Below are 14842 nucleotides of genomic sequence, written 5' to 3'. Positions count from 1 at the left end.
CTAGCGTTTCTGTTTAACGTCGGTCAGCACGGCGGCTGGACGCCTCTACAGGTCTGTCCCAAAACGAAGCATCGTCTCATTGCTAGCATGGCTGGCTAACTTCAGCCACCTAGCAGTTAGTGGTCTGTCCCAAAAGCAAACCGTCCCAAAAGCAAACCTCGGGGCGACAAGCACACCTCGTGCGATTGCTAGCATGCTGGGCTCGACCAGGCTAGACCTGGGACGGAGCAGCGGCGGCTGCTCGACCAATTATGGACCACGGCGTAGGAGGGCGATCAGGTCGAGTATCTCATCCTTGCTTAAGACATCGACTAGGCCCTCGGGCATGGGCGATGTCTTGGCAGGTGAGGAGGCCTCAATTTTGGTTCGTTCGATGGTTTCGGTTCGTCCGGTGATGGAGTCAACTTCAATAACCAGCTGTTGACTGCTTACTCCAACGGTGCGGCCTGAGACAATAGATCCATCTTCAAGCAGATAGGTCGTATTGAGGTACTTGGGATCGATCTGCTTGGATGGTTCGACGATCGATTCTATCAAGCCGCGCTGATCGAAGCGTTTGCCGACACCCGTCAGATCTGGACCGAGCTGCGTTCCCACGCTCCCGAAGCGGTGGCATTTCAAGCATGACGCCGCCCGCATCGCCGACCAACCCGCTTCGGTGCTTCGGTCTTTGAGGAACGTTGGCGAGACATCGTTCTCCAGCTCGGACATGTTCCACTTTTGTACGATCGGCCGCGGCGAACTGAGTGCTTCTGCGTTACTGTCCAGCGGTCGATTCAGTTGTACTAGTTTGTCAGCAAACTTCTCCCTTTGCAGATCGCTGAGTCGAGTCTGGTATTGCTCAATCAGCTGCTGACGAAACGTGTCCAGCAGTTTACCGCCTTGATAGCTGCGACTACGTTGAAGCCAGTGGAGCAAACGCGCCACCTCGGCGTCTTGCCAACTCCCCTGAAAATTCAAGAGCGTCTTGGCGTACTGAAATTGCTCCTCTTGAGTAACAGCCTCATCAATGGCATCCAGACTCTGCTGGACCACACCCGGAATTTCGTAACGCACCAACAGCTCTTGCAGAAGCCAGTTCATACCAAAGTCGTGACTGGGAAAATGCGACTTGAGACCCTCTACTACCTGTTTAGCTGATGGTGTTATCTGCGAGTGCCGAATAGTTGACAATTGCAATGCTCTCAGCCCGATCCGCTTTTGCTCCAAGGCCAACTTTGACCAATCCGCTTGGGCAAGTATCGAAATCAAGACGGATTGATCTTCAGCTGTACCGACCCTTGCCGCCGCGATCAAAGCATTATAAGTAGCCAGGCTGGCCGGTTCCTCCAGTAATCTTGCCTTCCAAAGTTCGATTGGCAATCGCTCCAGCGCCCCTCGCGCAGTGGACGCCAGCCATACATCCTCGCTCTTCAAGCTGGCCCAAATGAAACTCAATTGAGCCGCATTGGGCTTTTGGATTAAGCGCTCCAACGCTCTGCGCGCTTCGATCTTCGACAAATCGTGCGGTTCAACCGGTTGAGAGGGCAACGTCAACTTTAGCACCTCTCTTTCTTCATCAACGCGTCGTTCAGTAGGTTGCGGCTCACTTCGCTTTTCTGACTTATAGCGAATGCGATAAAGTCCGCTTTGCGAGCCCCGTCCGCCGGTGATGCAATACAAATGGCCATCAGGGCCGAATGCCATATCGCAGACGTTGAATGGACCACCTTCGGCAAACAGTTCGGATGTAGCATCAAAGCTCGCCCCGCGTGGCGTCAGCTTGGCCATAAAGATTCGTCCCAACTGCCAATCGGCCATCAACAGAAGCTGACGATACTCGGCTGGCCAATTACTCTTGTCGCAGAAGATAAGGCCAGTTGGCGACGAATAACCAGTGTCGAGTGTTGAAGGCAATGAATCTGGAAACCAAGCTGGCCATTTTCCCGTGCCCCAACGCCAGCCATATTCGCCACCCAACACCACGTGATTCAGACGCGTGGGGCGGTACCAAGGCAACCCAACATCCCACTCCATGTCGGCATCCCAGGTAAACATCTCGCCATCAGGACTAAATGCCATGTCAAACGGATTACGCAACCCGCCAGCCAGAATGGTCCAGGTCTGCCCTGCCGCATCCGTTTTGACAATGTAACCAACTCGATCATCCTGCCCCAAGTCATTAGCGTTCGGAAGTAGCCAATCGTTCTGAGGAGCGCGATAGGTTGATGTACTCTCAGCGCTGGCAGGAAACACGACATCGTTTCCAATTACCACGTATAACATTTGGTCTGGCCCTAAAACGATCTGGTTCATGCCATGACCATATCGACTGTTATAAGCCAGTCGTTGGAGCAGTTGACGTTCTTCGTACTGACCATCGCCATCATGGTCTTTCAGTCGATAAATCTCCTGGCTATCGGTAGCTACAACATATAGCGAATCGTGAGCATAGAGGATGCCACGCACATGGCGAAACGCTTCAGTGCCCTCCAAACGTGTAAAGGGGATGTCTCTAGATTCGGTGTTTAGATCGAGCCTGGCCACTCCTCGGTCATCCAAGCCAACCAACAAATTGCCCTGAGGATCAAATGTCATGCTGATCCATGAGCTTTCACCCTCTTGGGCTGATCGCAGTAGTTCAACCTCAAAGCCTTGGGCGACTCGAATCGATGAAGGCGGCGTCGCTTGACGTTGGTCAACTGTGATGACCAGTGCCAGAATCAACATCAGAGTTGACATAAGACTATCCGATTGGGCTAATGAGTTGATTCATTCGCGTTCACCCATAAGTTGGAAGCCTGTGCAAAGGTTCTCACAGGCGGGATCCTCCTGACAGACCACAGGCTGGAAGCCTATGCCACATCGTTCACAGACCTATGCCACAAGTGTTACTTGTTGTCGGGGAGTGGCGAGACTTCGACTTTGCGGATGCTGACTTTGCTGCCTGGGTCGTGCTGTTGGAAAGCGAAGTGGCCGGCTGGGTAGCTTTTGGCGAAGTCGAGATATTCGTACAGTTCGTCACCATTGACAGTGATCTTGATGCGGGTCATATCGCGACCGCGCCAGACATCGTCGCGAACTTCTAATTCATATGTGAACCAGGTATCGGGCTTGACCAGTTGTTTGTAAACATGGTTGAAGCCGTAGAGCGAACCGGTGCGAATTGGATCGGTGTGGGTGCTATCGATTTGAGCTTCGTAGCCATCGGTGAAACCTGGTTTACGAGTAGTACGGAAGTAGAGTCCCGAGTTGCCCTTGTCGTTGATCTTGACTTCAGCCCGGTACTTAAAATTCTTGTATGGGCCGCTGGTGTTGACGAGCATCGATGCATCGCCCGAGCCGCGGATCTCGCCGTCGACGACTTCCCAAGTACTTGTATCCTTGCCGACCTTCTCCCAACCTTCCAGCGACTTGCCGTCGAACAGCGCAGTCCACTTCAGTTCGGGTTTATCTTGAGCGAAACAGCCAGCGGCAAGCAGGCAGACGCAAACTAGGGCTTGAGTTACACAGCGCAATGAGTTCCAACGCATGATGGTTCCACTTGTAGGAGGTAGGTTGAGGTAGTGACTGCCGACATCACCAGCAGCTCGCGAGGAACTTTAGAGTATAACTGACAGTCGCTTTCATTTCTCGGATGTCGAATTTGAAATTTCGGGTTTCGGCTCCTGCTGGCGCTGTTCGTGTCGTTGCTCGTACTCTTCATACAACACGGCCGGACAGACCTCCTCCTGCTGGCACTGCCGACACACAAATCGAATTAGATCCGTGCTGGAGACGTGAACTTGCGATTCTCGACAAAGTTGAAACAGTTGATTCAGATGGTTACAAGTCATATTGGAGTCACCTTTCAAATTTTGCTACTCAGGAACAAGTGTCACACTATCATAGGAGATCGGATACACCAAAGGCAAACTTGCCTGCGGACCAGAGACTTGCAGCCTCAGATTCATTTACTGGCAGAATTTACACATCGCCGATTGTGGCAAATGACATCCAAGTCCCGGCGGTAAGGAACCGTAACCATGAATCAAAGCCTTAAACAAGCAAGCCTGCTGGGCAGTTGGATCTTGGCGTTTGCTCTTATCCAGGCTCTGGGACCGCGCCAGCGGTGCACGATGTGTTGCGCGACCAACCCGCAACCAAAGTTGGTTACGGTGCGCAGCGACGATGAACTTCGAGCGGCATTGGCCGAACTCGAACCGGGTACGACACTCAAGCTGGCCGCTGGTGTTTATAAAAGCGGTTATTCGATCAAGGGTATCGATGGCATTACTTTGGAAGCACTCGATAGCCACCTGCCACCCGAGTTTCGAGGTGGCAACGTAGCTTGGCACTTTTCCAAATGTTCGCAATTGACGTTGCGAAACTTGCGATGCACCGGCCAGCGTGACAACGGCATCAATATCGATGACGGCGGCCAACTCGAGCAGCCCGTGACGGATTTGTTAATCGAAGGCTTGCATATTTCCGACATTGGCCCCCGAGGCAATCATGACGGCATCAAATTGTCAGGCATCGATCGCTTCCAAGTACGAGCCTGCACGATCCATGGCTGGGCTGGTCAAGGCATCGACATGGTAGGCTGTCACGATGGCACCGTCGAAGAATGTCGTTTCGAAGGCAAAGACGGATTTGCAGCCAGCGCGGGCGTACAGACCAAGGGTGGATCTGCCAACGTCAAAATCTCGCGATGTACATTTATCAACGCGGGTGAGCGCCCCGTAAACATTGGAGGTTCAACGGGACTGGCCTTTTTCCGACCAAGCAATGCCAACTACGAAGCCGCCCGGATAACTGTGACAGAGAACCGGTTCGAAGGCAGTCCCTGCGCGGCGGCCTTCGTCGGTGTCGATGGTGCTCGGTTTACCAAAAACGAAATCTTGTATCCAACCAAATGGATCTTCCGCGTATTGCAAGAGTCGACTGATCAGCGATTTGTGCCCTGTCGCCAAGTGGTTATTGAAGACAATTGCATCGTTTTCCGACGTGAACAGGTGGCAGTTGAATGCAATATCGGTGGCGGAACCCAGGCCGAATCGATGGTCTTCAATGGCAATCATTGGTTGGCGGAAGACCGCCCCGAGGCGTCCAAACCTCGTTTGCCCGTCGCGGAACAGGATGCACACTATGGCCGCGACTGCCGCGGCGCGAACCAGGTTGGGCCGAAGTAGTTTTGGGTATTCCATACCGGAAGTTGTCGCTCTAACCAAAAATCTTTGAAAGGTCGGAACCAAAACCGACTACCTGATGTACGCCCTTCTTGGCGGCGACTATTTCGAGTACGACGTTCACTTGTCACTGGCGAGGTGAGCGCGAATTGAATCGCTGAGTCCGCAAGGCTACACTGGAGTCTCTGGCATGTGAACAACTGTGCATCTAAATCTTAGGTTGATAGGGGGAGCCAGCTGCTGTTGGCTCGAGCGATGAACGTCCTCGATACCCGGGCAACCTTGCTTTTACGAATACGTGACCTGAAGGATCGGGCTGCCTGGACCGAGTTCGTCACGCTCTACACTCCCCTGCTCTACTCGTACGCACTCAAGGCTGGACTGCAGGATGCCGATGCGGCTGATCTTGCGCAGGAAGCGATGTGCGATGTGGTTCGCTCCATTCGCAAGTTTCAATACGAAGCCAGCAAGGGTTCATTCCGTGGGTGGCTGCTGACGGTCACACGCAACAAACTCCGTAAACGTTTTAATGCCTCCAAGAAACAGACCAGCGGATCGGGTGATTCCGCCGTCCTGAACCTGCTCAATCAACAGCCCGGTCCCGACGACCAACAGCAGTGGGAACACGAGTACCAGATGCGATTGTTTCATTGGGCAGCCGAAAAAGTTCGCAGTGATTTTCGCCCAGCAACCTGGCAAGTATTCTGGCAAACAACCGTGGAAAACATGTCCATCGAAGCCGCTGCCAAAGCCAACGAGATGAGCCTGGGCGCAGCCTACATCGCACGCTCGCGCGTACTGGCCAAAATCCGCGCAGCCATCGCCGAGTTGGAGCAGTAGAGGTGCCCCCAGAAATCAGCGATCAACAACTGCGCCAACTACTCAGCGGCGATCTACCAGCGGCCGACGAACAACGACTGGAAAATCTCCTCTCGCTTGATGCCGGGCTGCGTCTGCGTTTGGAAAGGCTAAGCGGCAGCGATCTATGGTCGATCGGCAGCGCGCCGGTCCCCACCTCACATGTTTCGGCACGTTTGTCGATAGCCATGCAATCGGTTGAGCGGTTTATCGAATCGGATCAATCGAGTAATAACTACTCCGACCCGTTCGACTCGAGCCATCCTTCGTGCGACAGCTTGCCCGCGGTCGCCGGTATCCAGTTGATTCGATTGATCGGTCAAGGCGGCATGGGCGTCGTCTACGAAGGATTGGATGAGGCCTTAGGTCGACGTGTAGCCGTCAAACTGATTCAGCCTATGAAGGCAGCCAGCCCCGAAGCCAAAGAGCGCCTGCTGCGTGAAGCCAAGGCCAATGCGAGCTTGCATCACGATAACATTGTCACGATTCACTCGATTCAATCCCTGGACAGCACTCCAGCATTGATTCAGCAGTATATCGAAGGCTACAGTTTGCAAGAATTGCTGGATCGCGAAGGACAACTGCCGATCGAACGCTGTATCGACTTGCTCAGGCAGTTGGCGAGCGGTTTAGCGGCAGCTCACGCGCAAGGCATCATTCATCGCGACCTTAAACCGGGCAACGTCTTGATCGAGCATCAAACCGGTAGAGCTCGACTGGCCGACTTCGGCATGGCCAAGCACCTGGCAGATCTAAATCTGACCGCACCTGACGTTATTTCAGGCACGCCAGCTTTTATGTCACCCGAGCAAACCCGAGGTGAGGCCACTGATGAACGTTCGGACCTCTTTAGTTTGGGCGGCATCATCTACAACTGCTTGACCGGACACTGGCCATTTCGGGGCGACGATCCCTTTGTGGTAATGGATCGCGTACGCACAGAAACATTACCAAGCGCTGGCCAACTGCGCGCGGATACACCGCCGTGGCTAGCAGAATTGCTGACCCGTTTGATGGCCAAGTCATCCGCAGATCGCCCGCGGTCAGCCACAGAAGTTTTACAAATCCTTGATGCATCAGGTATTTTGCGAACAAGTCCTTCAGGCATTGGAAATTTCGGCGGTAGCGTTGCTAACCCGAAATCATGGACACGCAGATTGTTGGTTGCCACATTGCTGCTGATGGGCTGCGGAACGACGTGGGTGGCCGTGCAGTCAATATCTTCAGCGGTCAGAAAGCAACGACGGGACGATAGTAGTTCATCCCTGGGTGCCACAATACCTACGCTAACCATGGCGATCAGTAATGAGGCCAGCGGTGAACTGTACATGGACCTGGCCAGCGCAGTAAAAGCCGCCAAATCGGGCGATACTTTGATTGTCAGCCAAGACATTGAAAGCAACCAGATTGATATTGCCGCTAAGGCACTAACCATCAAAGCCGCCAACGGCACCAGGCCTACGATTCATGCCAGCCAGTGGGCCATCAAGCACTGCCCGTTTCTATTGCGAACCGATTCCGATCTTAAGCTCGAAGGGCTGAACATCAACTGGCAAGTCGATTCGCCACCTCCCATGGAGTCAATCGGCTCGATCTCCGGTGTAATTGGATCTACGAACTTTGCGCGCAAACTGGAGTTGGTCGATTGCCGAATCTTTCGCAGCAATGTGGGTATTTGCGTCGTAGGCACCGGCCAGCTAAAGATGCAGCGATGCTGGTTGTCCGGTGGTTTGGTCGGGGTCGTGTGGTTGGCCAAAGACAATGGACTATTGCTCGAGCAATGCATCCTGAATTGTACTTCGCAAGTCACCTTTCTCTTTCCAGCGATCAACGATAGCCCGATTCGGCCGACCAAGCTCGAATTGGATCGTTGTTCAGTTATCGGCGAGAGCCTGGTCGGTTTCATACTCACGCGACGCCCATCCCAAGGTGTGCAGGTGGTCGCTCGAGAATGCGTACTGGATGTGAAACGCGGTATTCATATCAACGCCTGGCCACAGTTCACCGGCAATCTGGTATGGGAACGAGTGGCGCAAAACACATTGAACGATTGCCTTGACTGGCAAGAGACCGCTTGTACCCACGCGCCCGATATCGACTACCTCGTATCGCGTCGTCAGAAATCCAACCGAGGTTGGATCAACGGCGGAATCAAAGGACTGGAGCAGTGGCAAGACTTCTGGAACACCGGGAAGGATTCGCCAGCCAACATCCAGTCAGCTCAGCAAAAACGTATCACGAGCAACTTGCCCGCCCCGGATGCACAACTCCAGTGGGCTGGCGATTTGGGTATCCATGCTTTCGATACCCCAGCCGCTGTTGAGTAAACACGTCGACACGTCGAATTTGGGATTTGCGTCTTAGTTGTCCAAGGATACTACTGAGGCGACAGCTAGAGTCAGACCTGCTTGCAAACAGACGCTATAGACCATCGGTCCCCAGTGATACTCGGGCAATTCCATGCCAGTCTGGACAAAGTACATAATGGCCAACCCCGCCAGCATCGAGCCAGCAATTAGATAGAAATACGCGATGCTGCGGGCGACAGCCCCGCTCTTGCGCAAGACTACTCCGATGAAAGTCACTGCAAAAATGAGCGGGACGAACTTGAGCACCAAAGCCCAACGCGGCATATCATTATTTATCAGTGCCAGGGCACAGATCAGAGTCAAAAGCGACGTAACTGCGTACACCCCGATCAGATAATTTCGATCCAATTGAAACATCTCTAGTGGCGAAGCTACCAATTGGTCATTGATGATCAAGCCACCGCAACAGATGTCCATAATGACAAACACGTTACTGGCGAGCGCAAATAGGATCAGACCGAATGCGGCCAGCACGGTATAGCTCTGATCGAGCCACGAGACATGCGGGGTCTGTTTGTTGGCCAGAGCGACAGCCAGAGGCATCGGCGCGGGTGCATCCACCTGACTTTCCCAGGGTTGTGGAAAAGCCGGTTGCACTGAGGGCAACTGGGACATGATTTTTTGGGGCCTACAGGGGGTTGAGGGGCAAACCAAAAAAACCTAGGCCACACTTGCACAAGCGTCCAGCCATTATCGACGTTTGTGTTTAGTTTTTCGGTAGTTCTTGACCACCTCGTCAAAATCCCCATTCAACCCCGCCTGCTCCAAGGCGGCATCGAATTTGTCAGCCGCATGTTCACGCATCTTGTTCAGATGTTCCTGAGCCTCTTCATGCAGCCAGTCATTTTCCTCCAGGTCCAACTTACTGGCTCGATCGATCAGACGTTGGTAGGCGTAGACATGTAGCGCGACCGCCTGGTCGATTTGCCCCTTGGACGCCATCAGTTCTGTCAAGCAAAACATCACTTCACTGTTGACGTCTTTCTCCCGATATAGATGCCGTTCCAGAAGTTCTTGAGCTTGATCGTTCTTGCCCGCCCGCATGGCCAGGCGTGCTAAACTCTCAGCGTGAAATGGGGTGGTGTGCGGTGCCCACGCTTCAAATCGCGCTTCAGCCACACTCGGCTCCAGCTTGGGAGAGCGCGCATATTCTTCGATCACGGAGTTCAGTGGACTAAGGTCGTATTCGTAAGTAGGATCATCTTTGGCCAGCTGCTCTTGAGCGCTGAAAAGTTGGTCGACCGTTCGCAGCAGTACATCCTCGCGATCGAGCTGCTGGGTGGCCACCACCGCTTCGATATACTCAACCAAATGTTCGCACAGGTCCGAATCATACTCCAAGAGTTGTCTGCGGCGTTCCACTGAACCGGTCTGCAATTCAGCCAACCAGGCTTCGCATTGCTGGACAATTTTCTCTGGGGCGATCGCGATCCCCTTCTCTTGATATTCTGGCCGCTGAACTGCGACCGGCAGCCGACGAGCGGCGCGACCGCAATGCAGATTACGAATATCGAACATCGTTGTATCAGGATGGAAGTGGTTAGCCGGGTAAAACTGACTTCGCAATCCATCGAGCACCATGAACCCTGTGATATCGCCCAGCTTGGCGTGCGTGAACACGATCAGCTCTTGCGGATAATCCGCATCTTCATCGAACTGGCATTGCATGGCGCCTTCTTCGGCGGTCCAATCTGCACCAGTCCACTGCGTACGCAACTCCGCTAATTGCGCTGCCGAAATATAGTCAAGGGATCCAGTCAGACTGGGATACTGTGTTACAAAATACACACTGGCCAAATCTTCCGACGATAGAAACGTTTCGAACTGATTTACATAACAAGTCGTTTCATCGGCACTGAGAATGGCAACTCCTGGGAGGCTGGGACTGAGCGGATCGGAACCAACCAAATTGAATCGGACAACCGTGCCCTTGATCGGCTCATCTCCTGGAGTACCTGGTAACTTGAGCTCTTCCACTACCTCTATGTCAGTGACGCGACTCTCCTCTTCGGAGAGATAATCATCATACTGATAAGCGTTATCACCAGAGATAGTTTGATTGTAGATGGCTGCTTCGATTGCAAACGGACGGCGTCGCGCTGCGGCTGGAATCTGATTCTCTTTCTCGAGCTCGATTAGCACGTTTTGAGCTTGAACAGAAACCTTGGGATCCAGGCATAGCTCGACTAATTGCTCAATGCCTAACTTCTCATCGTCATGTGCCTTAGTGCTGGCGCTGGCCAAACGAACTCTGTTATCCGCATGAGCATCCACGATCTTGTACAGCTCGCTCTGCCGAGCTTGCTTGAGGTGAGGTATGGTTTCGATGATGCTGAATTCTTGATCGGTGTCGGGATCATTCAGCCACCTCTTTAACAATTCAAAGCCCTGATCGCTATCAAAAATATGGTCAAAGGTGTTCTCTGCACTGGCGCGCATATTGACGGCCCATAATACTGAGTAACCAAGCTCGCCGTCGGGAAGGTGATTGGCGAGATACTCATACAGCCGCTTGGATTCAGGATGTTCGAAGTTGTAGTTGGCGAGAATGTTGTGCCAACTAAAGCTAGCCGGCGCCAGATTCTGCTTGATTGCTTCGATAACGCGGTCAGTGCCCTCGGCCGATTGGTACTCCGCGCACAGCTCCAACCACTTCAGCAATGAATGATGAGCGAAATAGTCCTGGCGATCCGGACGGACAAGTTTATGATCAACCAGCATTGCATCATAGATCCTCACGATCTCCGGTAGACCGTGCTTCTTTATATGTGCATAGGCCGGAGAGTACGGTTCGACATTAGCCAAGAGTGTTTTGACGGATGTGCTGTAAGCGGAATCAAAGGTGCGATCATCGATCTTGGAAGGTGCCAGCGGGCGGTTATCTTGAGCGGACCTGGCCGGCAGCGGTAAGGCTTTGAGCAGTTGAATGATTGCTTTGGCCTGACGCAGAGTGCTTACCGACTCGTAGCGCAAATTCCCGAGCTCTTCTTCCAGATCGCCCTCCGGTCCGAGCCCACGTTCGATGGCTCGTGGTATCGACGGTGGGAAGAGTTCACCCAGCACGGAACTCTGCGCAGCGACTGGGTCAATCAGAAGGAAACCCAACAAGCAGCTCAGTACCAGAACATCCAATAACTTCCGGCGGAAGGCGTCAAGCATTTCGATCTTTCCTGTGCAAGCTAAGGCCAAGATCGTTCCCGTGCCTGAAAGCAAGCGAGTTCATAACGTTAAACTGTGCGGAGGTGTCTGAGGGGAGAAAACTAGGCGAGGACCGAAGACGGACCTGAATCCTTGTTAGTTTACATGGCTTCGACTGGGCAATCCATCGCTTCGAGAGCCGCGACCAGTTCATGGATGGCCCAGTTGCGGTCGTCGGTCGCTAACAAGTAGCGCGGGCCGACCAATGGCCAACTCGGCGCGTCGACGGCTGATTCAGCCCCTGAATCGACTGTTGGGCATAAGTGCATCCAACGTGCAAGCGAGCGATGAACGTCCTCCCAAGCGGCACCGGGTCTCACCATGCTGGGCGCTAGCACGATTACCAATTGCGGGTCAGGCTGCAGGGCCAACCCAGGCTCTGAGCCACCTTGCGATTTCAATAGGCTTTCAGGTACTAGGCCTAGCCAGCGGTAAGTCGCCGGTTGAACAACCTTGAGCCTTTGGCGCGCGAGCACTTGCGGCACCAGCCACTGGCTCTGCGAATCTTCGGCCGCTCGCTCGAGCAGTTGTTGGTCCGCGCTGGGATCAAAGCTACACAGAGCGATGCTGGCTGGGCTGGCTCTGAGGGCTTGGGCAAGTTGCCCCAGTGTGTACCCGCAAACCGGCTCGACCCACTGTTCAGCCACATCCAAGGCCGGTTCGAGAATGAAGCGGCGCATGATCATCCGGGGATGCGGCAGTTTGAAGTGTTGGGTCCAGATCCGCTGGTCATCGACCAGTAGCACATCCAAATCGATGCGTCGTGCTTCCCAGCGTTCCTGGCGCACTCGACCAAGTTGTTGTTCAATCTCACGGACGACGTGCCACACTTCCCAAGCCGAGATCGTCTCCAGTTCGAGGGCAGCTACGGCATTGACAAAGGGCGGTTGCCCCGAGGGACCGCCCACCGCTGGCGTGCGGAACAAGCGACTGAGCGTCAACGACCGTAACTTGGCTGACAGGTGCTGCTGAAGCAGCTGCACCGCCTGTTCAATGGTAACAGCCGGTACACCTAGATTGGCACCAAAGCTGATGAGGCAGCGTGTCATTAAAAAGCGCGAGCAGAAATCGATCTCATGGCTTCGTAACGCTGGCAACATGCCAGGCTCCGATGCCTGTGAAGAAGGAACGGTTCATGGCGACATCAATCTCATCTCCGGTTGCTTTATTAGCCAAGCGAACAACAACTTGGAGAGCTGTTCCTTCTAATCGCCGAACGCGCACGCCACCTTCGTAGGTCCATTGGGCGTCTTTACCCAGGTCGACCACCCTTTGAACTGCGGGCTGTCGTCTAAAGCCGTCGATGGACTCGCGACTGAGTTCGGGCATTAGCTTGTAGGCTTCTTCGAGAGAAGTACCTGCCACGCTGCGCTCGCCTTCGGGACGCGTTAATTCATAGGCTTCCAGAAGTTTGTTCTGAGCTACGATATCGATAAAACTGACGGCCATATCTTTGGCTGTAGAGTAGAGATACTCATTGCGCATCCGCGTACTAGTATAGCTACCGATGCCTGAGAGCAACCCCAGGCCTAAGCCCACCAGGGCCAGCGATTGACCGCTGACCGATGGGTTGCGGCTGATGAACAGGTAAGAAAAGAACGCCAGCGTCACGGCCAGCACAGAGATGGCCACCAAATCAAAGTTGAACAGGGCGATCAAACTGACCAACCCGAACAGCAGGCAAACGATCGCCAAACGACTGATCGGTGGTCGATCCGGTGTTAAGTATTCGTTCTCTTCGCTGGCAAAAATGGGGCGCTCAGTTAGCGATGACGCGGACATGAACTACCTCGATGGTTCAGCACAGTGGATGCTCGTGTGGGCAAAACGGGGGTTGAGCAATTGCGATTAGTTAGCAGTACGACTATTTCTTGGGTGGTGGTGGTGAAAACACGCGTTGCAATTCTTGCAAGCTGGTCAGCCCCAACGCCACATACAGGATGGCTTCTTCTTGCAGACCTCGATGGCCCTGTTTCTTGGCGACTGCGCTAACATGCGCGGGCGTCGGTTGGCTCAGGACGGCACTGCGTATGGCATCATCCACGGTTAAAAACTCGAATACTCCGATACGGCCAAAATACCCGCGACCATCACACTGTTTGCAGATCTCGATTTCGATCTTGTTGCCTTTGGCATCGACTTGCTGTTCAGGCGGTGGTGGGATAAACGGTTGGTATAAGACCGTAACTCGTCCAGGCGGTATGCCCAGTTTTTGCAACAACTGCGGCGGTGGCTGGAAGGGCTGTTTGCACTTGTCGCACAAGCGCCGCAGCAAGCGTTGATTGGTCACACCACAGGCAAGCTTCATCAACATCTTGGCGTGGTTTTTATACGTAACCGCCAACTTGATGAGGGCCTCGACAGCGGTGGGAGCCACAATGCGCGTGATCGCGTGCCGGTGCTCTTCACTGACCTCTTCCACTACGGTCTTGACCGTTTCTTCGTTCACAAAATCTGGAAAAACCAGCACATCAGGCTGCTTGAGGAGCAGACTGGGCAACAAGGTCATTGGTGATTCGCCGGCCGTAGAATCATAAAAATGCTGAGTAATATTGATGATCTCAGGATCGGCAATGTTCTTGTCTTCAAATATATGGAAGTCGCGTACGAACTTGTCGGCTGCCTCCAAGGCCACGCGCCATGTCATGGGCAGACCATGACCGGGAGGACCACTGATGATCGCCAGTCCGTCATCGCCATTCAGCATGCCCTTGACCTGCTCCTGCATTTTGTCGCGCATACCCAGGTCGGTCAGCGTTTTGAGGATTGGCTTCTTGGGCTCAATGCGCATCTGCACACGCTCACCAGTAGGCGTGCCGCCAGAGGTAAAATCGATCGTCCAATCTCCGTTGAGCGTGAACGGAAGTTTGCCAGTTTGACGCGAGCGGCGATCGGCCGGATTAAGTAGGCACAATCGTTTGAGGACCGCCAGCATGCCGTCGCCGGTGGGCCGGTCCATCGGAGGCATCGCTTCCCACAATCCGTTCACGCGAAAACGCACAGCCACACCCTGGGCCGCGTAGTCGAGCATGATCTGGTCAGCGCGGTTCTTGACCGCTTGGGCCAACATGATGATCGCCGCCGGGTATTGCTCAACCTGCCGGCACGAGAGCAGCAAGCCTTGTTGCTGCTGCTTGTCCTTGACCGCAGGTTTGAACTCCAGGGGAGGTAGTACGATTTCGGTGGTGCTTGCCGCGTTTTTCTTGGCCATACTACTGTTCGAATTTAGAGACTTAAATGATTAACACTGCGATTAACAGTGGGCAC

Annotated in this window: 10 protein-coding genes; 3 read left to right on the top strand and 7 right to left on the bottom strand. The window is 53.7% G+C overall.

Features of this window, described 5'->3' with window-relative positions; translation table 11 throughout:
- Nucleotides 1-249: 249 nt before the first annotated feature.
- Together SH573x_RS03240 and SH573x_RS03235 are read right to left on the bottom strand one after the other, a co-directional pair.
- Nucleotides 250-2721 carry a hypothetical protein gene (locus SH573x_RS03240; protein WP_479352885.1) on the bottom strand — a complete coding sequence of 824 codons (2472 nt, stop codon included), beginning with the start codon at nt 2719-2721 and terminating at the stop codon, nt 250-252.
- A gap of 149 nt (nt 2722-2870) precedes the next feature.
- Nucleotides 2871-3512: a 3-keto-disaccharide hydrolase gene (locus tag SH573x_RS03235; protein ID WP_479352884.1), complete on the bottom strand. Its 642-nt coding sequence runs from the start codon at nt 3510-3512 to the stop codon at nt 2871-2873.
- A 492-nt stretch (nt 3513-4004) separates the two neighbouring features.
- Here SH573x_RS03235 and SH573x_RS03230 point away from each other — a divergent pair, with 492 nt between their 5' ends.
- The 3 genes from SH573x_RS03230 (at nt 4005) to SH573x_RS03220 (ending at nt 8335) form a co-directional block, all read left to right on the top strand.
- The gene (locus SH573x_RS03230) at nt 4005-5153 is read left to right on the top strand and encodes a right-handed parallel beta-helix repeat-containing protein (protein WP_479352882.1); all 1149 of its coding nucleotides are present in this window, start codon (nt 4005-4007) and stop codon (nt 5151-5153) included.
- Nucleotides 5154-5432: 279 nt separating this feature from the next.
- Nucleotides 5433-5990 carry an RNA polymerase sigma factor gene (locus SH573x_RS03225; protein WP_479352880.1) on the top strand — a complete coding sequence of 186 codons (558 nt, stop codon included), beginning with the start codon at nt 5433-5435 and terminating at the stop codon, nt 5988-5990.
- Nucleotides 5991-5992: 2 nt separating this feature from the next.
- Nucleotides 5993-8335, top strand: a complete 2343-nt coding sequence (locus tag SH573x_RS03220; protein ID WP_479352878.1) for a serine/threonine protein kinase — start codon at nt 5993-5995, stop codon at nt 8333-8335.
- Between the two features lie 33 nt (nt 8336-8368).
- On the opposite strand, the gene SH573x_RS03215 is transcribed toward SH573x_RS03220, so the two are convergent.
- From SH573x_RS03215 to SH573x_RS03195, 5 genes are all read right to left on the bottom strand, one after another.
- Nucleotides 8369-8992 (bottom strand): hypothetical protein, encoded by a 624-nt coding sequence (locus tag SH573x_RS03215; RefSeq protein ID WP_479352877.1) that lies wholly within the window; start codon nt 8990-8992, stop codon nt 8369-8371.
- A 75-nt stretch (nt 8993-9067) separates the two neighbouring features.
- On the bottom strand, nt 9068-11536 hold the full coding sequence (locus SH573x_RS03210) for a hypothetical protein (RefSeq protein WP_479352875.1): 2469 nt from the start codon (nt 11534-11536) through the stop codon (nt 9068-9070).
- Nucleotides 11537-11676: 140 nt separating this feature from the next.
- Nucleotides 11677-12624 carry a 2-amino-4-hydroxy-6-hydroxymethyldihydropteridine diphosphokinase gene (gene folK / locus SH573x_RS03205; protein ID WP_479352874.1) on the bottom strand — a complete coding sequence of 316 codons (948 nt, stop codon included), beginning with the start codon at nt 12622-12624 and terminating at the stop codon, nt 11677-11679.
- A gap of 25 nt (nt 12625-12649) precedes the next feature.
- Entirely contained in the window at nt 12650-13357 is a 708-nt protein-coding gene (locus SH573x_RS03200) for a hypothetical protein (RefSeq protein ID WP_479352873.1), read from the bottom strand.
- Nucleotides 13358-13439: 82 nt separating this feature from the next.
- Entirely contained in the window at nt 13440-14786 is a 1347-nt protein-coding gene (locus SH573x_RS03195; protein ID WP_479352871.1) for an ATPase, T2SS/T4P/T4SS family, read from the bottom strand.
- Between the last annotated feature and the right edge of the window lie 56 nt (nt 14787-14842).

The sequence above is a fragment of the Rania fehmarnensis genome (assembly GCF_056494185.1).
Note: the sequence above shows the minus strand (reverse complement) of the source record. Positions and strands in the feature narration are given on the sequence as shown.